Genomic DNA, 22,355 nt, shown 5'->3' on the forward strand with positions numbered 1-22,355 from the left:
AGATGAAATTCAACAAAGTTTGTTGAAATCACCGGTTATCCGCGCCCGCGATAGGAAGCGACGCCCTGGTCGGGGAGCCACAAAGCTTCGGGCGGCGCGCCCGACTGCCAGAAAACGTCGATCGGAATGCCGCCGCGCGGATACCAGTAACCACCGATTCGCAGCCATCGCGGCTGCATCTCGTCGAACAGGCGGCGGCCGATGCCCACGGTGCAATCTTCGTGAAAGCCAGCATGGTTGCGGAAACTGCCGAGGAACAGCTTGAGGCTTTTCGATTCGACGATCGTTTCGCCGGGAGCATAATCGATGACGAGATGCGCGAAATCGGGCTGGCCGGTCACCGGGCAAAGCGAGGTGAATTCGGGCGCGGCGAAGCGCACGAGATACAGCTCGCTGGCCCGCGGATTGGGCACATAATCGAGAATGGCAGCCTCGGGCGAGGCGGGAAGGTCGCTGGATCGGCCCAAATGCTTGGGCGCCAGCGGGGGATGGCTGGAATCACTCATGGCTTTCGTCTAGTGCCCAGCGCGGCCGATGTCATCGTCAAGATGATCGAATGACATCGGGCCGGGTTCAGCGCCAATTCAGCGGGACTGAGCCAGTTGAAGCTATTCGGGATCGCGGACGAAGAATGACAAACAGGCATTGGGTGCAGGGAAGCAGGGTGGCCGGGCTGCCGCTGGCCGCGCTTGCGCTGTCGCTGGCGGGCCCCGCCCCGGTATCGGCGCAGAGCGGAGAAACACCGGCGCCCGCGCCATCCTCCGGCCGTTCGATCGATTTCCGCCTGCCTCCCGCCGACGATGGCCGCCCGACCGGCGTGCAGGGGCCGTCGGACAATGGCCTGCCGCCGCTCGCGCCGAACGAGCGCCGCGGGCAGTCGACTCCGGCGCCGGCCCCGCAGGTTGCTCCGCCGCGGGTTGCCCCGACCCAGCCGGCACCATCGACGGCGACGCCTGCTCCGGCGCCGACTCGCCGTGAAGCACCCGCATCGACGACACCGGTCCAGCGCACGGCTCCCGGTCCTGCCGCAGACAACGCCGCGCCGGCCGCGCCCGCGCCCGATAGCGCGGAGCTGGCGCCCGTGGACAATAGCGTTCCGCCCGCCACGACTTTGCCGTCGCAGCCGCCGTCGGACGATGCCGCGCCGGTGCCCGCGCCGGCGAGCGGCGAGGGCAACACCCCGCTCTGGGCCTGGCTGCTCGTCGGGCTGGCAGCGATTGGCGCTGGCGTCTGGTATTGGCGCCGCCGTCCGGTCCTCGCGGAAACGGCGCCCGCTGATGAAATTGAGGCGCCGGTGCCCGAAGCGCCGCGACCCGTCCCGCGCACCGCGACTCCGGCCCCGCCCCCTCCTGCAACACCAGCTTCGCGCCCTGCAAATACAGGTGTGACAGTGTCGCCGACACCTTCGCCGCTCGTCACACGGCCGACCGATGACGAGCGCGCGCTGGTGGCGATGTCGCTCCAGATTCGCGCGATCCGCCTCACCGCCGATCAGGTTGCGGTCAGTTTCACACTCGACCTGACCAACGAGGGAAATGTCGCCGCGACCGGCCTGATGATCCGCATTGCGCTGGGCCAGGGATCGGCGATGCCCGAGGCGGTGCTCATGCGTTTCTTCGACGGTGCGGGCGGCAGTGTGCTGCGCGACGACATCATGCTCGCGCCCGGTCAGAGCGATCGGGTGTCAACCGACGTCATGTTGCCGCGCGCCGCGATCGAACCGCTGATGATCGGCGGCAAGCCGATGCTGATTCCGGTACTGGCGTTCGACGTGACCTATCATTGGGACGGGACGGGCGACGCCTTTGGCCAGTCCGCGGCCAGTTTCGTGCTCGGCCGCGCACCGCCCCCCGGGGCGGGCGACAAGCTGGCGCCGCTGCCGCTCGATCGGCTTTCCTGGGCCATCGATGAGCCCGGCGCCCGCCCGACCTCGGTACGGCGCAGGCAATAGCTTTTGTGTTGCAGTGCAGCATCGGCTGAGGCACAGCGTCGCTGCGCTTGAAAAAGGGCAAGGCGGGGCATAGGCTGGCAACTTCCCCCCGCAAAACAAGTGGGGGCAAAACCCCAAAGCCACAGCAGGATGGCCGACGGGCGGGGACAGGAAGGGCCGGGTTCCGCCGTCGGATCGTAACAGGAGCATGACATGGACGCCTTGGTCTCAACCGACTGGCTGGAACGCGAACTGGGGGCATCGGACCTGCGGGTGGTCGATGCGACGAAATTCATGGCCGGGACCGATCGCGACGCGCGCGCCGAATATGAGGCGGGCCACATACCGGGCGCCGTGTTCATGGACTTGGCCGAACTCGCCGACGCCAACGCCAGTGTAGAGAATATGGCACCACCGGCCGAAAAATTCGCCAGCCGTATGCAGTCGCTCGGTCTCGGCGACGGTAGCCGTATCGTAATTTATGACGACAGCCCGCTGAAGAGTGCGGCACGTGCGTGGTGGCTGCTCAAATTGTTCGGTGCGCATGATGTTGCGCTGCTCGACGGCGGCCTCGCCAAGTGGAAGGCCGAAGGGCGCGCGCTCGAGATGGGCAAGCAGACGCTGCGCCACCGTCACTTCACCGTGTGGCGCGATGCCAAGGCCGTGCGCACCAAGGACGAGATGCTGGCGAATGTCTCCAGCAGCGCCGAACAGGTCGTCGACGCTCGCCCCGCCGCGCGCTTCACCGGCGAGGAGCGTGATCCGCGCGCGGGCATGGCCCCCGGCCATATCCCCGGTTCGCGCAGCTTGCCGCACAGCAACCTGTTCAACGCCGACGGCACCTGGAAGCAGGGCGATGAACTGAAGGCTGCGTTCGACGCCGCCGGGGTCGACCTCGACAAGCCGCTCGTCACTACCTGTGGCAGCGGCATGACCGCAACCGTCGTTGCCTTTGGCGCGCATCTGCTCGGCAAGGAAGATGTCGCGGTTTACGACGGCAGCTGGACCGAATGGGGCGCCGATCCGGCAACCCCGAAAGCAACCGGCGCGGCCTGACGCCCGAAAGCGCGGCTTTGCGGCCGCGCGCTTTTTTCTTGCTTGCTCCGCCCCGGTGCACCGCGTTAGGCGTATTGCATCGGGGCGAGGCAACCTCCCGGTCAGGCGTGGGCAGATCCATGCCCAAGCGTTGCTTTTTCAACCGGCGTTGCCGGATGGGAAAGTGTTGCACATGACCGACTTGCCTGACGAATCCCGACCCCTTTCCCGGCCGACTTTCGCCGAAGCCACCCGCGTCTATGCGCGCGTCGGCTGCCTCAGCTTCGGTGGCCCGGCGGGGCAGATCGCGCTGATGCACCGAGAATTCGTCGACGAGCTGCGCTGGGTCGAGGAGGATCAATTCCTCCACGCGCTGAATTTCTGCCACCTGTTGCCAGGGCCCGAGGCGCAGCAGCTCGCGACGTGGATCGGGTGGAAATTGCACGGGACGCGCGGCGGGATCGTCGCGGGATTGCTGTTCATCCTGCCTGGTGCGCTGGTGATGGCATTGCTCGCGATGCTCTATGTCGTCGCGGCGAATCTCGACTGGTTTTCCGCCATCTTTTTGGGGATCAAGGCGGCGGTGCTGGCGATCGTCGTCCAAGCCCTGTTGCGCATCGGTGGCCGCGCGCTGACGACCCCGCTCAAGCGCGCGATCGCGGTCGCGGCGCTGGTCGGAATCGCGGTGCTGGCGTTGCCCTTTCCGCTGGTGATCCTCGCGGCGTTGCTCGTCGGCTATGCCGCTGCGCGCTGGCGCCCGGCGTGGCTCGGCCTTAAGGGCGGCGTCCCACCGGCCGCTGCATCGTCCGAACCCGCGCCGTGGCGCTACAGCGTCAAGGCGATCGTCCAATGGGGGGCGATCTGGGCGGTGCCGCTGCTGCTGATCCTCGTCACGCTGGGGCGCGGGCATGTGTTGTGGGACATTGGCGTCTTTTTCTCGCAGCTCGCGATGGTGACCTTCGGCGGGGCTTATGCCGTGCTCGCCTATATGGCGCAGGAGGCGGTGACGGGCTTTGGCTGGCTGTCCGCGGGCGAAATGGCCGACGGGCTGGGGCTTGCCGAAACGACCCCCGGGCCGCTGATCCTCGTTACGCAATTCGTCGGCTTCCTCGCCGCCTATCGCGACGCCGCACCCTTCACCCCTCTCGTCGCCGGGCTGCTTGGCGCCGGGCTGACCCTGTGGGTGACCTTTGCGCCATGTTTTCTGTGGATTTTCACCTTTGCGCCGTGGATCGACCGCATGGAGCGCGCCGCCGGACTGAAGGGCGCGCTCGCGGCGGTGACCGCCGCCGTCGTCGGGGTGATCGCCAACCTGTCTTTGTGGTTCGCGTTGCATGTGCTGTTCGGGCGGTTGGTAGCGGTCGAATGGGGGGCGGTCAGTGTCCAGATGCCGGTGCTGGCGAGCGTGCAATGGGATGCGCTAGGGCTCGCTATCCTCGCCGCGCTACTGCTCTTCCGCTTTCGCTGGGGGATCATCCCGATGCTCGCGCTGTGCGCGGGACTGGGCTTGCTGCTGGATTTTGTCTGACCCGACGCTAACAGGGGCGGATGAGCAAAGACAAGCATAGCGACGATCCACTCCGCCCCGCGACCCGGCTGGTGCAGGGCGGGCGCCGGCCCGAATGGACCGGCGACCCGCGCCTCGGCGGCGGGGTCGTCAATCCGCCGGTGTGGCGCGCCTCCACGATCCTCTATGACAATATCGCCGATATGAAGGCGCGCGGCCATGCGACGCACGACCAGCTTTACTATGGTCGGCGCGGGACGCCGACGGTGTGGGCGCTCGCCGATGCGCTGACCGGGATGGAGCCGGGGGCCGAAGGGACTTTGCTCTATCCATCGGGCGTCGCGGCGATCACGGCGGGACTGCTCGCCTTGCTGGCGCCGGGCGATCATCTGCTGATGGTCGACAGCGCCTATGAGCCTACGCGGACCTTCTGCAACGGGATGCTCGCGCGCTATGGCGTCGAAACCACCTATTATGATCCGCTGGTCGGCGCGAGCATCACCGACCTGATCACTCCCGCAACGAAGCTGATCTTCCTCGAATCGCCGGGCAGCCTGACCTTCGAGGTGCAGGATGTCCCCGCGATCGTCGCGGCAGCGCGCGCGCGCGGTGTGCTGACGATGCTCGACAACACCTGGGCGACGCCCTTGCTCTTTCCCGCGCGGGCGCAGGGCATCGATGTGACGATGATGAGCCTGACCAAATATGTCGGGGGCCATTCGGACGCGATGATGGGATCGTTGACCGCGACCAAAGCGGTGTGGCCGCGCCTTCGGCAGGCAAGCTATCAGCTCGGCCACGCGGTCTCGCCCGACGATTGCGCGCTGATGCTCCGCGGCCTGCGGACGCTCGATGTGCGGATGGCGCGGCATGGCGAGAACGGGCTGAAGGTCGCGAACTGGCTTGCGGGCAGGGCAGAGGTTGCCCGCGTCCTCCACCCCGCGCTGCCCGGCGATCCCGGCCATGCGATCTGGTCGCGCGACTTCCTCGGCACCAGCGGCCTGTTCGGCTTCACGCTGAAGGGCGTTGATGAGACCGCGCGTACGCGTTTCATCGACGCATTGCAGCATTTCGGCATCGGATTCAGCTGGGGCGGCTACGAAAGCCTCGTCGTGCCGAGCGACCCCGCGAGCATCCGCACCGCGACGGCATGGTCCGACCCCGATCCGCTCGTTCGCCTGTCGATCGGGCTCGAGGATCCGGCCGATCTGATCGCCGACCTTGAACGCGGCTTTGCGGTGATGGCGGGATGAACATTTCGGCCGACCTGCGCGGAGGGATCACGCGGACGATCGAGGCGATGCAGACGATCGGGCTCGACGTCGGCTCGTCGCGGCTGTCGCTTTATGGGCTGTTCTCGGCGATCATCGTCGCGGTGCTGCTCTATCTCGCGGTCAAGCTGACCATGCGCGCGATCAAATGGCTGCTCCGCCGCAACACCCAGATCGACGATACCCAGCGGCTGCTGACCGAGAAATTGATCGCGATCGCGCTGTTCGTCTTTGCTTTGCTGTTCGGCATCGACCTGCTCGGCATCGACCTCACCGCGCTTGCCGTCTTCTCGGGCGCCGCGGGCCTCGCGATCGGTTTCGGGCTGCAAAAGACCGTCGGCAATCTGATCGCGGGGATCATCCTGCTGATGGATCGCTCGATCAAGCCCGGCGATGTGATCGTCGTTGGCGATGGCAGCAGCATGGGCGGATCGGCGGCGCTCAACGGGATTCCGAACGTCGGCCGCGTCGCTAAGATCGGGGTGCGCGCGGTCAGCGTGGTGACGCGTGACGGCAAGAAGCATCTGATCCCGAACGAATTGCTGATGACCCAGCCGGTCGAAAATTGGAGCTATTCGAGCCGCGAGGTCCGCGTGCGGATGCGCATTCCGGTTGCCTATGAGAGCGACTTGCGGCTCGCGCAGAAGCTGATTGTCGATACGGCAAAGGCCAATCCGCGCATCCTCGCGGATCCCGAACCCGTGGTGTGGATCACAGCCTTTGGCGAACGCGCGGTCGAGCATGAGCTGCGTTACTGGATTTCGGACCCCGAAGCCGGGCTCGGCAATATTCAGGGCGACATGTTTCTAGGCATCTGGGACAAATTTCAGGATGCAGGGATCGTCATTCCCTATCCGCGACAGGATGTGCGGTTGGTCGGGGCGCCGGACGAAGTCGCAGCGCCCCGAAAGGTGGATTAGAAGCCGACCTTCTTCGCGCGCTCGATGCACTCGACGATGATGCGCTTGGCTTCATCGACGTCGCCCCAGCCGTTGAGCTTCGCCCATTTGCCGGGTTCGAGGTCTTTGTAGTGGGTGAAGAAATGCTCGATCTGCTGCATCACGATCGGCGGCATGTCGGTGTAGCTTGTGACTTCCGAATAATAGGGGAAGGTCTTGTTGACGGGGACGCAGAGCAGTTTCTCGTCGCCACCGGCGTCATCTTCCATCAACAGTACGCCGATCGGGCGGCACTTGACCACCGCGCCGGCGATGATCGGCGAACGCGCGACGACCAGCGCGTCGAGCGGGTCGCCGTCTTCGCCCAGCGTGTGCGGGACAAAGCCATAATTGGCGGGATAGCGCATCGGCGTGTGCAGGAAGCGGTCGACGAACAGTGCGCCTGAAGCCTTGTCGAACTCATATTTCACCGGCTCGCCGCCGATCGGCACTTCGATCAGCACGTTCAGGCTGTCGGGCGGGCTGTCACCGGCGGGAATCAGGTCGATACGCATGGGAGAATCCTTTGTGCTTTGAATCGGACGCCCCTTAGCCGCTCGCATCGCGCGAAGTCGAGACGCGAACCGATGAAAGCGGAGCCTAAAGTGCCCGGCGCGGCGCCAATAGCCGATCGAACCAGTCGGGGCCACTGCCGACTTTCTCGAGATGCGGCCAGCGCAGCCCGCCATGATAGTCGATGTCGATGTTGCGATAGCGCCCGCCGCGCTCGACGATCAGCCTGACCGGTGTCTTGCCGTCGGCGGCGGCGCGGATCGCGGCCTCGATGCGCTCGCGGCTATAGCTCACGCCATCGACCGCGATGATCTTCGTCCCGTTGATGATGTCGGCGCGAAAGGCGGGGCCGTCCCACAAGATGCTGCCCGCGACGCCGTCCTTGTCGATGGTCATCCCGAGGGAATGGGTGAGGTCGGCGTTTTTCGCCTGTGCCATGCGGTCGCGGTCATAGGCGTTGGGGGCGTCGCGCCAGGCGAGACGGTATCCCGCAGCCTCGATCCCGCCGACGGGTGCCGGGCGGCCGGACGTCTGCATCCGCTCGCGCAGGAACTTCGCCCAGTCATAGGGATGAACCGCGTTCAGCGCCGCGACGACATCGTCGAAATCATAGGTGTCCTGCCCCCAGTCGCCCTCGCGTCCGCCGAAAAAGCTACGCGCGAAATCGTCGAGGCTTTTGGTGTCGCGCGTAGCGCCGCGGATCAGCATGTCCGCCTCCAGCCACATCAGCGATCCTTCGTTATAATAATCCTCGGTACGCGTCGCGCTGGGGAATGCGCGCGCCTTGCGCCCCGCGATCACCGGATCGAGCGTCGTATCCTCGACCGATCGCCAGACGCGCCCCGCCTGCACGCTGTAGAAGCCGGCGTTGGTCGCCCATTCGGCGAGGATCATCTCCTTCGACTGCATTCCGGACCGGCCAGCGAGGATCAGGTCCCAATAGCTTGTTTGGCCCTCATAGACCCAGAGGAGGTTGCCCTGCATCGGCGTACGGAAGTCGGGGGTCCAAAGCTTGTCGGGACGGCGATATTTGCCGTTCCAGCTGTGGATCAGCTCGTGCGGGAGCAGCCCGCGCTCGCTGTCATTGTCGTTCCATTTGGTGAAATAATCGGGGTTGCGGCTGTTCTCGCTCGACCGGTGATGTTCGAGCCCGATGCCGCCGAGCTCGTCGGTCAGCGCGAGGAGGAATTCATAGCGGTCGAAATGGCGGGTGCCGAACAGGGCGAGCGCTTCGGACACCAGCGCGGCGTGGCGCGCGATATGGTCGGGGCTGGCTTCGAGATATTTGGCATCGTCGGCGACGACGTTGAGTGTCACCTTCTGGCCGAGGTCCCATTTGCGGAAATATTTACCGGCAAACATCGGGCTGTCGACCAGCACCTCATAATTGGTCGGCGCATAGCTGTAGCGATTGCCCGAGATTTTGAGCCCGTCGAGCGCCGCCGCGCCGGTCCAGCCGTCGGGCAAGGTCACCTCGAGCTGCACCGGAATCTGGCGGGTGAAATAGCCCGCGGGATAGAGGCTGACCTGTTCCCATTGCAGGTTCATCATTGCCGGGGTTGCGACCACCCGGCCTTCGCTGGTCCGCGTCGGCGACAGGAAGTCGAAAGCGACCTCGATGCTCTTCACCCCGGCAGGGACGTCGATGTCGAACGCGTAGACGTCGGTCGGCTGGCGTGTCCAGGCCAGCGTCTTGTCGCCGGCGCTCGCCTGAAATGCGGCAACCTCGGCGATCGCGCCGCGCGGGGCGTGTTTGCCGGGCAGCCATTCGGGATAAAGCAGGGTCAGCTTGCCGCTCTTCGCGACCGGGATCGTCTGGCGGACATGGAAAATGCCGCGCGTAAAATCGCGGGCATCGACCTTGAGCTGCATCAGGCCCGGATAGGGCTTGTCGGCGGGCAGCGGAATAGTGAACGGCTGAACCACTGGCTGCGGGCGGCTGTTGCCGTCCTGCGCGTGAACGGCGGGGGCGGCGATCAGGGCCGCTGCGGCGAGCAGTGCAATTTTCATGACGCAATCTCTGCCGCCAAATCGCTGCAAGGTCCACCCGCAGCTTGGCGAGTCCTTTGCGCCCCGGATCAGTGTCCCGCGATCATGTTGATCGAGAAGGCGAGGATGCCGATGTTGAAGACAAAGGCCTCGACACAATGGCCGGTCGAAACACGCCGGATCGCGCGGCTGGTGATGTCGATATCGGCGGTCTGGAAGGTCATGCCCAGAATCAGCGAAAAATGGAGGAAATCCAGATAGTCGGGCGCCTTGGTGCTGGGGATTGACAGCCCGCCGGCGTGGCCGCCCTGCGCCTTGTCGGGACGGTAATAGAGATGGGCATAGTGAATGGTGTAAACGATGTTGGTGAAAAGCCAGACGAGCCCGAGCGTCACAATCACCAGCAGCTTCGAATAATCGCCCTTGCCGGTCACGATCAGCGCCAGCGCGCCCACCACCACCGCGCTCACCGCCACCGAAATGAGGAGCAGCGCGGTGCGATTGGCGTCATTCGTGCTGGCGTGACGCGCGATCTCGCGGGGGTCGCTGTTCCGGAACAGCGGGATGGTGGACAGAATGAAAAGCGCGGTTGCGACGTCGAAACCGATCAGGAAATCGCGCAGCGCGGTGTCGCCACGGCCGGCCGCCCAGAGCGCGGCGACGACCAGCGCCGCTGCATAGGCGATGAAGCGCGGCGGGGCGATGCGGTTGCCGAGGGCCATGGCGCGAAGCTTAGCGAAGCGGCGGGCGATCGCATAGTACCCCGGCATATGCCGCAAAGACGCGGTACTTCCTCTGCAAGCCTACTTTGCGTTTCGACGAAAAAGCATTAGACGCGCCCGCCATGAGCAAGGACAAATCCGCGAAGATTCCGACCCCGCAGCCCGTGCGCGGCACCCAGGACATGCTCGGCGATTTCGCCGACCGGTTCGCGCATGTCGTCGACACCTTCGACCGGGTGCGCCGCCTCTATGGTTACAAGCGCGTCGAGGTGCCGGTGATCGAGCCGACCGCGGTGTTTGCGCGCTCGCTGGGCGAGACGACCGACGTTGTGTCGAAGGAAATGTATTCGTTCGAGGACCGCGGCGGCGAATCGATCACGCTGCGCCCCGAATTCACCGCGGGCATCGCGCGCGCCTATATCAGCAACGGCTGGCAGCAGTTTGCGCCGCTGAAGGTCGCGACGCATGGCCCGCTGTTCCGCTACGAGCGCCCGCAAAAGGGCCGCTATCGCCAGTTTCACCAGCTCGACGCCGAAGTGATCGGCAGCGACAGCCCGCTCGCCGACGCCGAACTGCTCGTCTTCGCCGACCAACTGCTCAAGGAATTGGGCATTAGTGAAGGCGTGACGCTGACGCTCAATACGCTTGGCGATGCGGCGAGCCGCGATTCCTGGCGCGCGGCGCTGGTCGAACATTTCGAAGCGCATCGCGGCGATCTGTCCGAAGACAGCCTCGCGCGGCTCGACAAGAATCCGCTGCGCATTCTCGACAGCAAGGATCCGAAGGACCGGCCGGTCGCCGACAGCGCGCCCGACATCGATGCCTATCTGACCAGCGAGGCGCAGGATTTCTTCGCTGCGGTGACCGCGGGCCTCGATGCTGCGGGCGTCGCATGGGAGCGCAACGCGCGCCTCGTGCGCGGACTCGACTATTATCGCCACACCGCGTTCGAATTCGTCACCGACCGCTTGGGCGCACAGGGCACCGTGCTCGGCGGCGGGCGCTATGACGGTCTGATTGAAGCGCTCGGCGGACCGCCGACCGCCGCGGTCGGCTGGGCGGCCGGGATCGAGCGGCTCGCGATGCTACTGGATGACAATGTCATCGACAATCGCCTCGACGCGGTGATCGCGGTGGAGGACGACAGCCAGCTTGTCTCGGCCATGAAGGCGTTGACCCAGTTGCGCGCAAGCGGCTTTTCGGCCGAAATCGTTGCCAGCGGTTCGCCGCGCAAGCGCTTCGACAAGGCGGCCAAGATCCCGGCGCACGCGCTGATCTCGATCGGCACCCGCGACGATGCGCTGCACATCAATGTGCGCGGCGACAGCGATCGCGCGAAGGCAGCCGAAGCGGTCGTCCGCGCGCTCTGATGGCCTCCGTTTCCGCCAAACAGATCGACGCGATCATCGAACGCCACGCGGCGCTGCAGGCGCGCATGGCGACGGGCGATATGGCGCCCGCCGATTTCGTCGCGGCGTCGAAGGAGTTTGCCGAACTCGAACCCGTCGCGACCGCGGCGCGCGAAGTCGTGCGGCTGCGCGGTGAACTCTCCTCGCTGACCGAAATGCTCGCCGATCCCGAGATGAAGGCGATGGCGGCCGAGGAAATCACCGCGGTCGAGCAGGCGTTGCCCGCCGCCGAGCATGATCTCGCGATCAAATTGCTCCCTAGGGATGTCGCCGACGAGCGCGCCGCGATGCTCGAAATCCGCGCCGGAACCGGCGGCGACGAGGCGGCGCTGTTTGCGGGCGATCTGCTGCGCATGTACAGCCGCTATGCCGACGCGCAGGGTTGGAAAGTCGAAGTCATTTCGGCGAACGAGACCGATGGCGGCGGTTACAAGGAAGTCGTCGCCAGCCTGTCGGGGCAGGGCGTGTTCGCCAAATTGAAGTTCGAAAGCGGCGTCCACCGCGTCCAGCGCGTTCCCGCGACCGAGAGCCAGGGCCGCATCCACACCAGCGCTGCGACCGTCGCGGTGCTGCCCGAGGCCGAGGAAGTCGATGTCGCGATCAACGACAGCGACCTCAAGATCGATATCTACCGCGCATCGGGCGCGGGCGGACAGCATGTCAACACGACCGACAGCGCGATTCGCATCACCCATATCCCGTCGGGCCTTGTCGTGATCCAGCAGGATCAGCGCAGCCAGCACAAGAACCGCGCCAAGGCGATGCAGGTGCTGCGCGCGCGGCTCTATGACCTCGAGCGCGAGAAGATCCACAGCGCCGAAGCCTCGGCGCGCAAGTCGATGGTCGGGTCGGGCGACCGCTCCGAGCGCATTCGCACCTATAATTTCCCGCAAGGGCGCGTGACCGACCATCGCATCAACCTGACCCTCCACCGCCTGCCCGAAATACTGGAAGGGCAGATGGACGAGCTGATCGACGCGCTGATCGCTGAGGATCAGGCGCAGCGGCTGGCGGGGCTGGGTGACTGACGTGAAGCACGCGCTGCGCGATGCAGCGCAGCGGCTCGCGGGCGTGTCGGATACCCCGCGTCTCGATGCCGAATTGCTGATGGCGCATGCGCTGGATGTCGAACGGCAGGCGCTGTTGCTCGATCCGTCGCGTTTTGTGGTGCCTGCGGGTTTTTCGGTGTTGATCGAACGGCGAATGCAGCACGAACCGGTGGCCTATATTGTTGGCTATCGCGATTTCTGGACGATCCGGCTGGCCGTCGCGCCGGGCATGTTGATCCCGCGTCCCGACAGCGAGACGCTGATCGAGGCCGCCGTCGAATATTTCGGGGCCGGCGGGCCGCGCCGCATTCTCGATCTTGGAAGCGGACCCGGCACGCTACTCCTCGCCGCATTGGCCGAGTGGCCGGAGGCGCACGGTCTCGGTATCGATGAATCCGAAAAGTCCGTCGACCGGGCGGCGCTCAATGCCGTCGATCTCGAGATGGATCAGCGCGTGCGATTCCGGCTCGGCGACTGGACGGAGGGCCTCGACGGTCAATTCGATCTGATCCTCTGCAATCCGCCCTATATCGGCGACACGGAACAGTTGATGCCCGACGTCGCGGTGCACGAGCCGCCGGGCGCGCTTTTTGCCGGCCCCGACGGCCTCGACGACTATTGCCGCATCATTCCCGATCTGCCGCGCTTGTTGGCGCCGGGTGGGGCCGCCATCCTTGAAATCGGCGCCACGCAACATATCTTGGTATGTGAAATCGCCGAAGCGGCGGGTTTCAAGGTTGCGTGCCGCCAGGATCTGGGAGGACGCGACAGGGCACTGTTGCTGACCCGCGCCTGACAATCGTGCAAGAAATTGCTTGGTTCCGCGCTCAAAGCACGGTAGGGGCGGGTTACAGGCTTGATCGGGGTCCCTTTGGCGATGCAAAGCATCGATACTGGTCCGTCGGGTCTGCTTCCCATTTACGATGCTGGTGTGGAACCGCAGGGTTTCGCGCAAGCGGTAGAGGGCAAGAGCCGCGTGAGAAGCGCGGGCGCGACGCGCAAGTGGCGCAGTCGGCCAAAAGGGGTTGGCGTAGCTTATTAGCTTATTCGACAGGATGTCTCAGTTGAACATGAACAACCGGCAGAGCGGTCGCCGTCGCGGCCGCAACAACAACGGCAGCAACAACAATAATAACCGGCCGCAATCGGGCGGGCGCGGTGGTGTCGATCAGGCGAATCGCATCGACAGCCGCGCGCGCGGCAACGGCGCCCAGATGATCGAGAAGTACCGCAATCTTGCGCGCGACGCGCAGCTGGCGGGCGATCGGGTCCAGACCGAATATTATCTGCAGTTTGCCGATCATTATTTCCGCGTCGTGAGCGATTTCCGCATCCGGCAGGAAGAAAAGAACGCCCAGAACGGGCAGGAACGCAGCCATGACCGCAGCCGCGAAATTCGCGGCGTCGAAGATTTCGACGGCCATGACGACAGCGATCTCGACATCGAAAATGATCGCGGCAACGACGACAATGACGGTGGCCAGCGTGACCGTAGCGACCGCAATGATCGCAACGAACAGCGCGGCGACCGCAACGAGCGTAACGATCGTGGTGAACGCAGCGAGCAGCGCGGCAACCGCAGCAATCGCGACGACGATGACAATCGCGGTAATCGCCAGCAGCCAAGCCGCGCGCCGCGCCGTGACGAAGGCCGCAGCGATGCGCCGGTGAGCGACGCTGGTGAAGCGAATGAAACGGTCGAGGAAGCCGCGCCCGCTCCGCGTCCTGCACGCCGCGCTCCGCGCCGCACGCGCCCCGTCGACGCCGACGATAACGCTGGCATCGACACCGCAGTTTTGCCGCCAGCGATCGGTCGTCCCGAACGCAGCGTAGAAGCCGAGGCCGACGACGAAGCGCCGACGCCCAAGCCGCGCCGCACACGCCGCACGCTCGCGACGCGTACGACGGATGTCGAAGCCGCCGAGTAAGCGCCTCATTTCACGCTGGTCTTTGGACCGGACATGACATAGCCTCCCCGCAACATTCTTGCGGGGAGGCTTTTTTATGCGCGCTTTGGCAATGGCTTGCGTTCCGGCCATGATGATCGGGACTGCAGCCCCCGTCGCGGCGCAAGATGCCGTACCGGGCAATGCGCAGGGCGATGTAGCGGTCACCATCTATAACAATGGCCAGTCGCTGGTGCAGGACGACCGCCAGCTCAGCGTCGCCGCCGGGCGCAACCGAATCGAATTTCCCGACGTATCGGCGCGTATTCGTCCCGAAACGGTGACCCTTTCGGGCCCGGGCATCGGGATCGTCGAACAGAATTTCGATTTCGACCTGCTGACTCCCGACAAGTTGATGGACAAGGCCGTCGGCCAGTCGATTACGCTCATCCGTACCAACCCAGCGACCGGCGCCGAGCGTACCGAGCGCGCCAAAGTGCTCGCCGCCAACGGCGGCATCGTGCTGCAAATTGGCGAAAGGATCGAGGTGCTGCGTGACGACGGCCTTCCGGTCCGCGCTGTGTTTGACCGTCTGCCCCCCAATTTGCGTGCGCGGCCGACGCTGTCGGTGACCGTCGATGCTGCCAATGCGGGAACGATTCCCGCGCGGCTTTCCTATCTTACCCCCAATCTCGGCTGGACCGCCGATTATGTCGCGCTGTTCGACGCCGCGAAGGGCGCGATGGATATTCAGGGCTGGGTGACGCTGACCAACAGCACCGGGACGACCTTTGCCAATGCGCGTACCTTGCTCGTCGCGGGCAATCCGGGCGGCGGTGGTGGTTTCCGTCAGATGGACAGCGCGATGGATTCGGCAGGGACCGAGAGCAACAATCGCGAACGGCTCGGTGACTATTATCTCTATCCGCTCGCAGCGCGCACGACGATCGCGAACGCGCAACAGAAACAGGTGAGCTTTCTCGACGTGAAGGGTGCGCCCGCGCGCTCCACCTATGAGTTCGTCAACGGCTGGATGGGGAGCAGCACAGAGCCGGCGAGCACTGCCAGCGTGCTGCGCTTTTCGACCTCGCGCCAGGGCGGGCTGGGCGATCAACTCCCCGCGGGAACGATCCGCGTTTATATGCGCGACGCGCGCGGCGATCCGCAGTTTATTGGCGAAAACAGTATCGGGCACACGCCGATGGGTTCCGCCATGTCGCTGCGCACCGGCGATGCCTTTGACGTGAAGGTGCAGACGACGGTCGTGCAACGGACGCGTAAAAGCGATTCGCGCTGGATCACCAAAATGAAATATGCCGTCACCAATGCGCGGCCCGAAGCGGTCACCGTGCTCGTCGCGCAGGACGGGCTTTATGGCGATGTCCGCATCAGCGACGAAAGCCTGAAGGGCGAACGCGTGTCGGCGGACCGCGTCGAATGGCAGGTGCCCGTGCCCGCCAACGGCAAGGCCGACGTCACCGTCACTTTCGACACGCGCTATTAAGGCTGGCCGCGTGGCGCGCGTCCGGCCACTTTTGCTGTGGAGCGCGGCGCTGCTGGCGCCGCTGCCAGCGCTTGCGCAAGCCGCGCCGCAGGTCGCCGTCTCGGCGAAGATCGATGACACCGCGGTCACCGTCTACCGCGCCCCGTCGCGCGGCAGCGGGCCGATCAACCCCAATTGGCCGCAAGGCTTTGCCTTCATCACCGAAACCCGCACGGTCACCCTGCCCGCCGGGACGTCGGTGCTGCGGTTCGAGGGCGTGGCCGAGGGATTGTTGCCCGAAACTGCGGTGATCAGCGGGTTGCCCGACGGGGTGATCGAAAAGAATCGCGACGCGCGATTGCTGTCGCCTGCGGGTCTCGTCGACGCCTATCTGAAGCGTAGCGTGACCCTGCGCCGGACGAATATTGCAACCGGCAAAATTGTCGAACAGGAAGCAGTGATTCAGGCCGGGCCGAATGGCGGGGTCGTTCTCCAGACTGCGGGCGGGGTCGAGGCGCTCGCCTGCTCGGGGCTTCCCGAACGGATGATCTATCCTCGCGTACCAAAGGATCTCTCGGCCAGGCCGACGCTGTCGGTGCTCGTCGAAAGCAAGGCCGCGCGGACGGTCAAAATTCAGCTTCTCTATCTCGCCGAAGGCTTCGACTGGGCTGCCAATTATGTCGCCGACCGCGGTTCCGACGGCAAGACGCTGGGCCTGACCGGCTGGATCACCGTCGCCAACGGCGGGGTGACGAGTTTTCCGGGCGCGCAGCTCAATGTCATCGCGGGGCGGCTGAACAAGAACTACAGCCCGCCGCTTCCGCGCAGCACCCCGGGGTCGCTCAACCTCAAATGCTGGCCGATGGACATCACCAGCACACACCCCTTGTGGGAATTGCCGCCGATCATCGAGTTCGAGCAGAGTTATGATGGCGTCATGGCCGAGGAGGTCATGGTGACTGCGAATCGCGTCGAACGGCGCGCGCCGCCTCCGCCAGCGATGATGATGGCCGCTCCGGCGCCGCCTCCACCGCCGCCGCCGCCCGCCGAAGATCTCGGCGATCTCAAATTTTATCGCATTCCGTTCCGCGTCGATGTGTCGGCGAAGGGGCAGAAGCAGGTTGCCTTGCTCGCGAAGGACAAGGTCGCGGTCGAACAGCTTTATGCGGGCATCTTAAATGCCAACGGGTCGCCGCGGCCGCTGGTGATGCGCTTGCGCGTCCAGAATCGCGAATCGGACGGGCTGGGATTGGCGCTTCCCGCGGGTACGGCTGCGGTGTTCGAGAGCGTCGGCGGCCGGCGCCTCTTGGTGGGTGAGGCGCCGATCGGAGACAAGGCGAAGGGCGAGCGCGTCGATTATGACATTGGCCAAAGCCCGGCGGTGCAGTTTCACGCGGGGATCAGGGATCGCGATGCCAAGGGCGCGTTCCAGACATGGCAGGTGACGCTGACCAACGCGCGGCCCTTCGACGCCGAGGTCGAGATGCTGATCCCCTTCGCGCTCGAGCCCGCGCCCGAAGGATGGGAGCGCCGCGGCAGCAGCTGGGTGTGGCGCGTGCGCGTGCCCGCGAACGACAAGCTCGAACAGCTTTTCCGGCAGAAATTGAAGGGCGACTGATTCGCTGGTCAGGTTGGCGGGAGCGGGCGCGGCCGGTGGTTCTCGTCGAGCGCGACGAAAGTGAACACGCCCTCGGTCACCTTTACCTCATTCTCGCCGCGATCGCGGGTCGCGATGACTTCCAGCCGGATCGCCAGCGATGTGCGGCCGCGCCGTTCGATATGGGCGTAGATGGAAATGATGTCGCGCAGCAGGATCGGCGCGATGAACTCCATCGTCTCGATCGCGACGGTCGCGACCGCGCCTTGCGCCTCGCGTCCGGCGACGATGCCGCCAGCGATATCCATTTGGCTCAAGACCCAGCCGCCGAAGATATGGCCGTTGGCGTTGATGTCGGCGGGCCGCGGGACGACGCGCAAAATGGGGTCGCGCGGGCAGTCTGGTTTGTCTGTCATGGTTTCAAATCCGGATCATCTTCGAAAGGGTCTTCAATCGCCTCGTCATGGCCGCTGCCGCTCGACAGGAAGACGAGCCCCATCAGCGCGGCGCCGAGCATGACGGACAGGCCGACACCGGCTGCGGTCGCGATCATCATATGAAGCGTCAGCGCCTCGCCCATCGACAGGCGCAGCCAGCCGAGCGCGAGGATGACCGCGCCGAGAGACACCAGCGCCATCCCCCGCATCAACCGGCGATAGCGCGTCCAGGCGACTTTGGCTGTGTCGCGGTCGTCGAGCGGGGAGGGTCTGACCATGGGCGCCTCCATGAACCAAGCGGTGGCGAAGGCCAAGCGCGAATGGCACCCGTCACGTCGCGCCCTTTTGGCATGGGCACGAATCATGATAGGCTTGGCCTCCAGAGAATCGACATGGGGAGCGGCAAGGAATGACGATCGGAGCGATACTGCACGGGCGGACGGGCCCTGTAATTTCAGCGCGCAAGGAAGACAGCGTGCGCGCGGTGATCGACTTGCTCGCGCAGAACCGCATCGGCGCGGTTCCTGTGCTGGAGAATGACGCAATCATTGGCATTTTTTCCGAACGCGATTTGGTCCGCTTGATGTCATCCTATGGCCCCGAGGCACTCGACCGCACACTCGACGAAGTGATGACCAAATCGCCGGTGACTTGCGATTCGAACATGGCCGTGATGGGGGCCTTGTCGCAGATGACGCAAAAGCGCATTCGCCACTTGCCGGTTGTCGACAATGGCCAGCTCGTAGGCTTCATATCGATCGGCGATCTCGTCAAATATCGCATCGACCGGATCGAGGCCGAAGCCGCAGCGATGCGCGACTATATTACCGGAGCGAGTTGACGCGCGCGCGCCAGGCTGCTGCGGTCAGGGCCGGAGGCTGGAATAGAGCGCACGCGCGGCGCTTTTAGGGTCACGCAGCAGATGCGCTATACGGCTTCCCGTGGCGCGCGCCTCTTCATAACCAAGGGCCTGCCAGTAGCTGCGCCAGCCTTGGCGCGAGAACCAATAGCGATAGTGGCCGGTCTTCTCGTCGACTGCCGAGTCGAGCCGCGTCCGGTTCGCGGGCGTCAGTGCCAGCGGGATGTCGTCGTCGCGCAGGCCAAGATAGACGTGCAGCATTTGGCGGGCCCACAAGGCATCGGTTCCGGCGCTCGTCAGATTGTCGCCCTGGCGATAGACATTGGCCGCGTCGAAAAACTGGCAGGCAAAGCCACCCTGATCGGTCAGCTTGAGCCAGAACAGCCAATCCCCGGCGCGGCGGTATTCGGGGAACCAGCCGACGGCTTCGGCGGCATCGCGCCGGAACATGGCCGAGCATGACGGGATCATGCTGACAAGCAGCAGCGTCGATTGCGGATCGTTGAGCCGGTGCCAGCCGGAGCCATCGGGTGCGTCCTCCATGGGGCTGGTCTCGACGTCTCGCGCGAGGCGGCTTTCGACGAGGCGCGGCGGCAGGCCGGGGCCGGGTTCGGGCATGACGAACGCATCGGCAAAGCTCACGACCAGCGACGGATCGGCGGTCAGCGGCGCGATGAGCCTTTCCATCGCATCAGGGCGAAATTCATCATCCGAATCGAGAAAGGCGATGAGGGGCGTCGATGCCGCCTTCATTCCGATGTTCCGCACGACGCCCTCACCGCCGTTGCGTTCGGCTGCGATGAAGGTCACGGGCGTCGCGTTGCGCGTCGACCAACGGGTAACCACATCGGCCGTGTCATCGGTCGACGCATCGTCGACCACGATAATCTCGGCAGGGGTCAAGGTTTGCGCGGCGATGCTGTCGAGCGCGCGTTCGATCAGGCCGCTGCGGTTGTAGGTCACGATGATGACGGTGAAACGCATGATGGGTCGTTGCTCCATGATGATAATGACGGGGGCTATTTTCGGGCCATCCGGCGCCCGCCTATACGATCCCATGCGGTCGCGGTCAGATTGCGGATGTCGCCGGTCAGCGGGTTCCCGGTGACGAACAGTGCGCCGAGCCACAGGAATATGCCGGCGAAAACGGGGAGCAGCATTTCGTAAAAGCTCATCGTTGCCGCAGGTGTGATCCAGCGATACCAGGCGAGGAGAGGGGAGACGGCCATTGCTGCGGCGAACAGATTGCGCGCGTAAATGGTGGCAAGCGCTCCCCATCCGAAACGCGTCAGCCGGCGCAGAAAGAAGAGATAGATCAGAAACCATATGCAGGCATAGGCGACATAAGCCGCCGCCGCCGATTCGACTCCGCGCGATGCTCCGATGGCCAGCAGGAGCAGCGCGATCAAAGTCGTCGCGCCGTTGCGCCGCAGCACGCCTTTCAATTCCCCGAGCAGGATCGGAACCTGGATGCTCATCGGCAGCGCGACGAAAATCATCTGCGCGATTGCGAGTGCCGACAAAATCGGCGCGACCGCTATCCAGCGTGGACCATAGAGCGCGTTCACCAGAGGATGGGAGGCGATCGCGAGTCCCGCCATCGCCGGCCAGACGAGCCCGGTGTAGCCCGCGACAAGCCGCAGATAGGGCTCGCTGAGCGAATGCCCTTCATCGCGCAGCCGTGCGAGCGCAGGATAGAAGACGCTGTTCACCGCGCCTGTCAGCAGGATCATCAATTGCACCGCCAGCCCACTGGCGCGCGAATAGATGCCGACTGCATAATTGCCGATGACGCCGCCGACGATCAGGTCGGGTGCGCGCGCGGTGACCGAATCGAAAATCAACAGCAGGGTCGAGCCCCCGCCGAACCGCACCACATGGGCGGCGTCACCGAATCGCATCGGCCACGGAAATATCCATCCGTTGCGCCACTGGCTGACCAACGCGCGCGCTATCTGTTGCGCGAGCGCGCCCCACGCCAGCGCCATGGCGCCTTGACCCCCGGCGGCGAGCGCGACCGATACCGCGGCATTGGTGATCGCCGCGCCGACCTCGATCATGAAGTCTGAACGGAAATCCATCGCGCGCTGGCGCAGCGCCGTTGGCACGATCGCGAGCGGGACGAAGAGATAGGAGACGCCGATCACCAGCATCAGCGGAAACAGGCGCGCGTCGCCATAGAGCCACGACAGGGGTTTGGCGGCGGCGAGGATGATCAGCGCGACGCCCCATGCGACCGCCAGCGAAACCGAAAAGGCTGTGCGCAGCTTTTCCTCACCCAGCTCGGCTTCCCCGACGATATAACGGTTGAGGCCGAATTCCTGCAGAACCGCGACCAGCGCGGTCGCTGCAAATGCGATCGAGAATAGTCCGACTTCGGCCGGCGACAGATAATAGCGCGCGATAACGATGCTGCTCGCAAAGGCGATGCTGAAACTCAGAAGCCTGCTGGCGCTTGCCCACGCGATGGCCTTGCGAACCGACATGCTCGTTATGCCTTGGAAGTGGCGCGAAGCGGCCGGCGGCGGGACGCCCCCTCATGGCGGCGCTTGCGCCAGGCCAGCATTGGCGGTGCCAGCCTGGGAAACACGCGCCACAATGCGAAAGCGACCGACCACAGCGGGTTGCCCAGATAATGGCGTTGCGACCGGAGGGCCTTCAGGCCTTTGTCGGTGTCGCCGGCGATGACCGCGAGCAGCGCTTCTTCCACCTTCCCGCGCTCGAGCTCGCTCTCGCGTCGTGCGGCAGCGATTCGCGCCGCGTGGCTTCCGGGCAGTGCGGCGATGACCTTGTCACACACGCGGATATTGCCGCGGATGTTGCGAAGCAGATGGACGGAGGCTGAACCGGGGCGAACACGATAATCGGCCAGCACCGCGTCGATATAGTGGGCATGTCCTCCGCCGATCAGCAGCCGCACCCAAAGGTCGAAATCCTCCGAATTGGTCATCGCGGTGTCGAAGCCGCCGATGCGGTCAAAGTCGGCGCGCCGAAAGGTCGACCCAATATAAATATTGAAGCGACGATCGAGCACGTCGGCCAGCGTGCCGGTCGCGCTGCGATTCTGGTCCTCGCCAACAACGACATCTTCGTGTGCGACCGCGCCGAAAACGCGGGCGTTGCATGTCGCGATTGTTACGGCTGGATCTTCGTTCATCGCCGCCACCATCATCGACAGATATTCGGGGCGTAGCAGATCGTCGCCGTCGAGCAGCGCGATCAGCGGCGCGCGGCTTTCGGCGATCGCGCGATTGCGTGCTGTGGCGACGCCGTGATTCGCGGTGGCAAAGAAGCGGAATCGCGGATCGACCAGATAGGGCGTGACCGCGCCGGCGACGTCGTCGGGCGCACCGTCGTCGATCACGATCGCTTCCCATTGGGTGAAGGTTTGAGCGAGCAGGGAATCGAGCGCTTCGCTCAAAAGATGTGCAACGCCATAGGCAGGCACGATGACGGATATAAGCGGGATGGGGAGGGGGGCGCGGTTGCTCATCGCGCGCCTCCTAACATGCTTCCCCTAATCTTTGGTGAGTCTAAAGAGAGTTGGGTGTCCAAATCTGCGCCCAGAGCGCGCTCGAATCGAATATTCCGGCCATTTTCGTATGTTTTCAGGTCTTTGCGAAGAATGCGGCGCTGGCGGTCGCGCAAGGGGTGCGTTCTGGAAACAGGTGATTTCCGGGGTTTTGTGGTGGATTGAAACAAAATTGCAAAAAGGTTGTTGACCCGAATC

At 64.7% G+C, this 22,355-nt stretch carries 22 protein-coding genes; 12 read left to right on the top strand and 10 right to left on the bottom strand.

Annotated features, from left to right (window positions below; translation table 11 throughout):
* Positions 1-35: 35 nt before the first annotated feature.
* Positions 36-506 (bottom strand): preQ(1) synthase, encoded by a 471-nt coding sequence (gene queF, locus AC1RRJ_RS17355; protein ID WP_493124902.1) that lies wholly within the window; start codon positions 504-506, stop codon positions 36-38.
* Positions 507-631: 125 nt separating this feature from the next.
* On the opposite strand from queF, the gene AC1RRJ_RS17360 reads away from it, so the two are divergent.
* The 5 genes from AC1RRJ_RS17360 to AC1RRJ_RS17380 all read left to right on the top strand — a co-directional run bounded on the left by AC1RRJ_RS17360 (position 632) and on the right by AC1RRJ_RS17380 (position 6,663).
* Positions 632-1,951 (top strand): hypothetical protein, encoded by a 1,320-nt coding sequence (locus AC1RRJ_RS17360; protein ID WP_493124904.1) that lies wholly within the window; start codon positions 632-634, stop codon positions 1,949-1,951.
* A 192-nt stretch (positions 1,952-2,143) separates the two neighbouring features.
* Positions 2,144-2,986 carry a 3-mercaptopyruvate sulfurtransferase gene (sseA, locus tag AC1RRJ_RS17365; RefSeq protein ID WP_493124906.1) on the top strand — a complete coding sequence of 281 codons (843 nt, stop codon included), beginning with the start codon at positions 2,144-2,146 and terminating at the stop codon, positions 2,984-2,986.
* 172 nt (positions 2,987-3,158) lie between these two features.
* On the top strand, positions 3,159-4,493 hold the full coding sequence (gene chrA / locus AC1RRJ_RS17370; protein WP_493124908.1) for a chromate efflux transporter: 1,335 nt from the start codon (positions 3,159-3,161) through the stop codon (positions 4,491-4,493).
* Positions 4,494-4,513: 20 nt separating this feature from the next.
* Positions 4,514-5,725 (top strand): cystathionine beta-lyase, encoded by a 1,212-nt coding sequence (metC, locus tag AC1RRJ_RS17375; RefSeq protein ID WP_493124910.1) that lies wholly within the window; start codon positions 4,514-4,516, stop codon positions 5,723-5,725.
* Positions 5,722-6,663 (top strand): mechanosensitive ion channel family protein, encoded by a 942-nt coding sequence (locus tag AC1RRJ_RS17380; protein WP_493124912.1) that lies wholly within the window; start codon positions 5,722-5,724, stop codon positions 6,661-6,663. Before metC ends, AC1RRJ_RS17380 begins: the two co-directional genes overlap by 4 nt.
* Here AC1RRJ_RS17380 and ppa read toward each other — a convergent pair.
* The 3 genes from ppa to AC1RRJ_RS17395 all read right to left on the bottom strand — a co-directional run bounded on the left by ppa (position 6,660) and on the right by AC1RRJ_RS17395 (position 9,905).
* Positions 6,660-7,196 carry an inorganic diphosphatase gene (gene ppa, locus AC1RRJ_RS17385; protein ID WP_088473750.1) on the bottom strand — a complete coding sequence of 179 codons (537 nt, stop codon included), beginning with the start codon at positions 7,194-7,196 and terminating at the stop codon, positions 6,660-6,662. The genes AC1RRJ_RS17380 and ppa overlap by 4 nt on opposite strands.
* An 85-nt stretch (positions 7,197-7,281) precedes the next feature.
* The gene (locus tag AC1RRJ_RS17390) at positions 7,282-9,204 is read right to left on the bottom strand and encodes a M61 family metallopeptidase (RefSeq protein ID WP_493124914.1); all 1,923 of its coding nucleotides are present in this window, start codon (positions 9,202-9,204) and stop codon (positions 7,282-7,284) included.
* A gap of 68 nt (positions 9,205-9,272) precedes the next feature.
* A complete protein-coding gene (locus AC1RRJ_RS17395) occupies positions 9,273-9,905 on the bottom strand; it encodes a DUF1345 domain-containing protein (protein ID WP_493124916.1) in 633 nt (210 codons plus the stop codon).
* Positions 9,906-10,027: 122 nt separating this feature from the next.
* On the opposite strand from AC1RRJ_RS17395, the gene hisS reads away from it, so the two are divergent.
* The 6 genes from hisS (at position 10,028) to AC1RRJ_RS17425 (ending at position 17,350) form a co-directional block, all read left to right on the top strand.
* Positions 10,028-11,275 carry a histidine--tRNA ligase gene (hisS, locus tag AC1RRJ_RS17400; protein ID WP_493124918.1) on the top strand — a complete coding sequence of 416 codons (1,248 nt, stop codon included), beginning with the start codon at positions 10,028-10,030 and terminating at the stop codon, positions 11,273-11,275.
* Positions 11,275-12,342 (top strand): peptide chain release factor 1, encoded by a 1,068-nt coding sequence (gene prfA / locus AC1RRJ_RS17405; RefSeq protein WP_493124920.1) that lies wholly within the window; start codon positions 11,275-11,277, stop codon positions 12,340-12,342. Before hisS ends, prfA begins: the two co-directional genes overlap by 1 nt.
* Positions 12,335-13,159, top strand: a complete 825-nt coding sequence (prmC, locus tag AC1RRJ_RS17410) for a peptide chain release factor N(5)-glutamine methyltransferase (RefSeq protein ID WP_493124922.1) — start codon at positions 12,335-12,337, stop codon at positions 13,157-13,159. The genes prfA and prmC overlap by 8 nt, the downstream gene beginning before the upstream one ends.
* A gap of 274 nt (positions 13,160-13,433) precedes the next feature.
* Entirely contained in the window at positions 13,434-14,291 is an 858-nt protein-coding gene (locus tag AC1RRJ_RS17415; RefSeq protein WP_493124988.1) for a DUF4167 domain-containing protein, read from the top strand.
* Positions 14,292-14,400: 109 nt separating this feature from the next.
* The gene (locus AC1RRJ_RS17420) at positions 14,401-15,753 is read left to right on the top strand and encodes a DUF4139 domain-containing protein (RefSeq protein ID WP_493124924.1); all 1,353 of its coding nucleotides are present in this window, start codon (positions 14,401-14,403) and stop codon (positions 15,751-15,753) included.
* A gap of 10 nt (positions 15,754-15,763) precedes the next feature.
* A complete protein-coding gene (locus AC1RRJ_RS17425) occupies positions 15,764-17,350 on the top strand; it encodes a DUF4139 domain-containing protein (RefSeq protein ID WP_493124926.1) in 1,587 nt (528 codons plus the stop codon).
* An 8-nt stretch (positions 17,351-17,358) separates the two neighbouring features.
* Here the strand turns inward: AC1RRJ_RS17425 and AC1RRJ_RS17430 are convergent, their stop codons facing one another.
* Positions 17,359-17,745: an acyl-CoA thioesterase gene (locus tag AC1RRJ_RS17430; protein WP_493124928.1), complete on the bottom strand. Its 387-nt coding sequence runs from the start codon at positions 17,743-17,745 to the stop codon at positions 17,359-17,361.
* Positions 17,742-18,044: a hypothetical protein gene (locus tag AC1RRJ_RS17435; protein ID WP_493124930.1), complete on the bottom strand. Its 303-nt coding sequence runs from the start codon at positions 18,042-18,044 to the stop codon at positions 17,742-17,744. The genes AC1RRJ_RS17430 and AC1RRJ_RS17435 overlap by 4 nt, the downstream gene beginning before the upstream one ends.
* 131 nt (positions 18,045-18,175) lie before the next feature.
* Here AC1RRJ_RS17435 and AC1RRJ_RS17440 point away from each other — a divergent pair, with 131 nt between their 5' ends.
* On the top strand, positions 18,176-18,607 hold the full coding sequence (locus tag AC1RRJ_RS17440) for a CBS domain-containing protein (protein WP_493124932.1): 432 nt from the start codon (positions 18,176-18,178) through the stop codon (positions 18,605-18,607).
* A gap of 24 nt (positions 18,608-18,631) precedes the next feature.
* Here AC1RRJ_RS17440 and AC1RRJ_RS17445 read toward each other — a convergent pair whose 3' ends face one another.
* From AC1RRJ_RS17445 to AC1RRJ_RS17460, 4 genes are all read right to left on the bottom strand, one after another.
* Positions 18,632-19,609 (bottom strand): glycosyltransferase family 2 protein, encoded by a 978-nt coding sequence (locus tag AC1RRJ_RS17445; RefSeq protein WP_493124934.1) that lies wholly within the window; start codon positions 19,607-19,609, stop codon positions 18,632-18,634.
* Between the two features lie 35 nt (positions 19,610-19,644).
* On the bottom strand, positions 19,645-21,111 hold the full coding sequence (locus AC1RRJ_RS17450) for an oligosaccharide flippase family protein (RefSeq protein WP_493124936.1): 1,467 nt from the start codon (positions 21,109-21,111) through the stop codon (positions 19,645-19,647).
* A 5-nt stretch (positions 21,112-21,116) separates the two neighbouring features.
* On the bottom strand, positions 21,117-22,118 hold the full coding sequence (locus AC1RRJ_RS17455; protein ID WP_493124938.1) for a glycosyltransferase family 2 protein: 1,002 nt from the start codon (positions 22,116-22,118) through the stop codon (positions 21,117-21,119).
* Positions 22,115-22,355, bottom strand: a 241-nt coding sequence (locus tag AC1RRJ_RS17460; protein WP_493124940.1) for a hypothetical protein, incomplete at its 5' end; no start/stop codon positions are given. The genes AC1RRJ_RS17455 and AC1RRJ_RS17460, both read right to left, overlap by 4 nt.

It is taken from the genome of Sphingopyxis sp. GW821-FHT12C06 (assembly GCF_058807415.1).

Excerpts from the sequence above, each read along its gene's own strand:
- queF (WP_493124902.1), bottom strand. The coding sequence starts at position 506 with ATGAGTGATTCCAGCCATCCCCCGCTGGCGCCCAAGCATTTGGGCCGA.
- AC1RRJ_RS17360 (WP_493124904.1), top strand. The coding sequence starts at position 632 with ATGACAAACAGGCATTGGGTGCAGGGAAGCAGGGTGGCCGGGCTGCCG.
- sseA (WP_493124906.1), top strand. The coding sequence starts at position 2,144 with ATGGACGCCTTGGTCTCAACCGACTGGCTGGAACGCGAACTGGGGGCA.
- chrA (WP_493124908.1), top strand. The coding sequence starts at position 3,159 with ATGACCGACTTGCCTGACGAATCCCGACCCCTTTCCCGGCCGACTTTC.
- metC (WP_493124910.1), top strand. The coding sequence starts at position 4,514 with ATGAGCAAAGACAAGCATAGCGACGATCCACTCCGCCCCGCGACCCGG.
- AC1RRJ_RS17380 (WP_493124912.1), top strand. The coding sequence starts at position 5,722 with ATGAACATTTCGGCCGACCTGCGCGGAGGGATCACGCGGACGATCGAG.
- ppa (WP_088473750.1), bottom strand. The coding sequence starts at position 7,196 with ATGCGTATCGACCTGATTCCCGCCGGTGACAGCCCGCCCGACAGCCTG.
- AC1RRJ_RS17390 (WP_493124914.1), bottom strand. The coding sequence starts at position 9,204 with ATGAAAATTGCACTGCTCGCCGCAGCGGCCCTGATCGCCGCCCCCGCC.
- AC1RRJ_RS17395 (WP_493124916.1), bottom strand. The coding sequence starts at position 9,905 with ATGGCCCTCGGCAACCGCATCGCCCCGCCGCGCTTCATCGCCTATGCA.
- hisS (WP_493124918.1), top strand. The coding sequence starts at position 10,028 with ATGAGCAAGGACAAATCCGCGAAGATTCCGACCCCGCAGCCCGTGCGC.
- prfA (WP_493124920.1), top strand. The coding sequence starts at position 11,275 with ATGGCCTCCGTTTCCGCCAAACAGATCGACGCGATCATCGAACGCCAC.
- AC1RRJ_RS17415 (WP_493124988.1), top strand. The coding sequence starts at position 13,434 with ATGAACAACCGGCAGAGCGGTCGCCGTCGCGGCCGCAACAACAACGGC.
- AC1RRJ_RS17420 (WP_493124924.1), top strand. The coding sequence starts at position 14,401 with ATGATGATCGGGACTGCAGCCCCCGTCGCGGCGCAAGATGCCGTACCG.
- AC1RRJ_RS17430 (WP_493124928.1), bottom strand. The coding sequence starts at position 17,745 with ATGACAGACAAACCAGACTGCCCGCGCGACCCCATTTTGCGCGTCGTC.
- AC1RRJ_RS17435 (WP_493124930.1), bottom strand. The coding sequence starts at position 18,044 with ATGGTCAGACCCTCCCCGCTCGACGACCGCGACACAGCCAAAGTCGCC.
- AC1RRJ_RS17440 (WP_493124932.1), top strand. The coding sequence starts at position 18,176 with ATGACGATCGGAGCGATACTGCACGGGCGGACGGGCCCTGTAATTTCA.
- AC1RRJ_RS17445 (WP_493124934.1), bottom strand. The coding sequence starts at position 19,609 with ATGCGTTTCACCGTCATCATCGTGACCTACAACCGCAGCGGCCTGATC.
- AC1RRJ_RS17450 (WP_493124936.1), bottom strand. The coding sequence starts at position 21,111 with ATGTCGGTTCGCAAGGCCATCGCGTGGGCAAGCGCCAGCAGGCTTCTG.
- AC1RRJ_RS17455 (WP_493124938.1), bottom strand. The coding sequence starts at position 22,118 with ATGAGCAACCGCGCCCCCCTCCCCATCCCGCTTATATCCGTCATCGTG.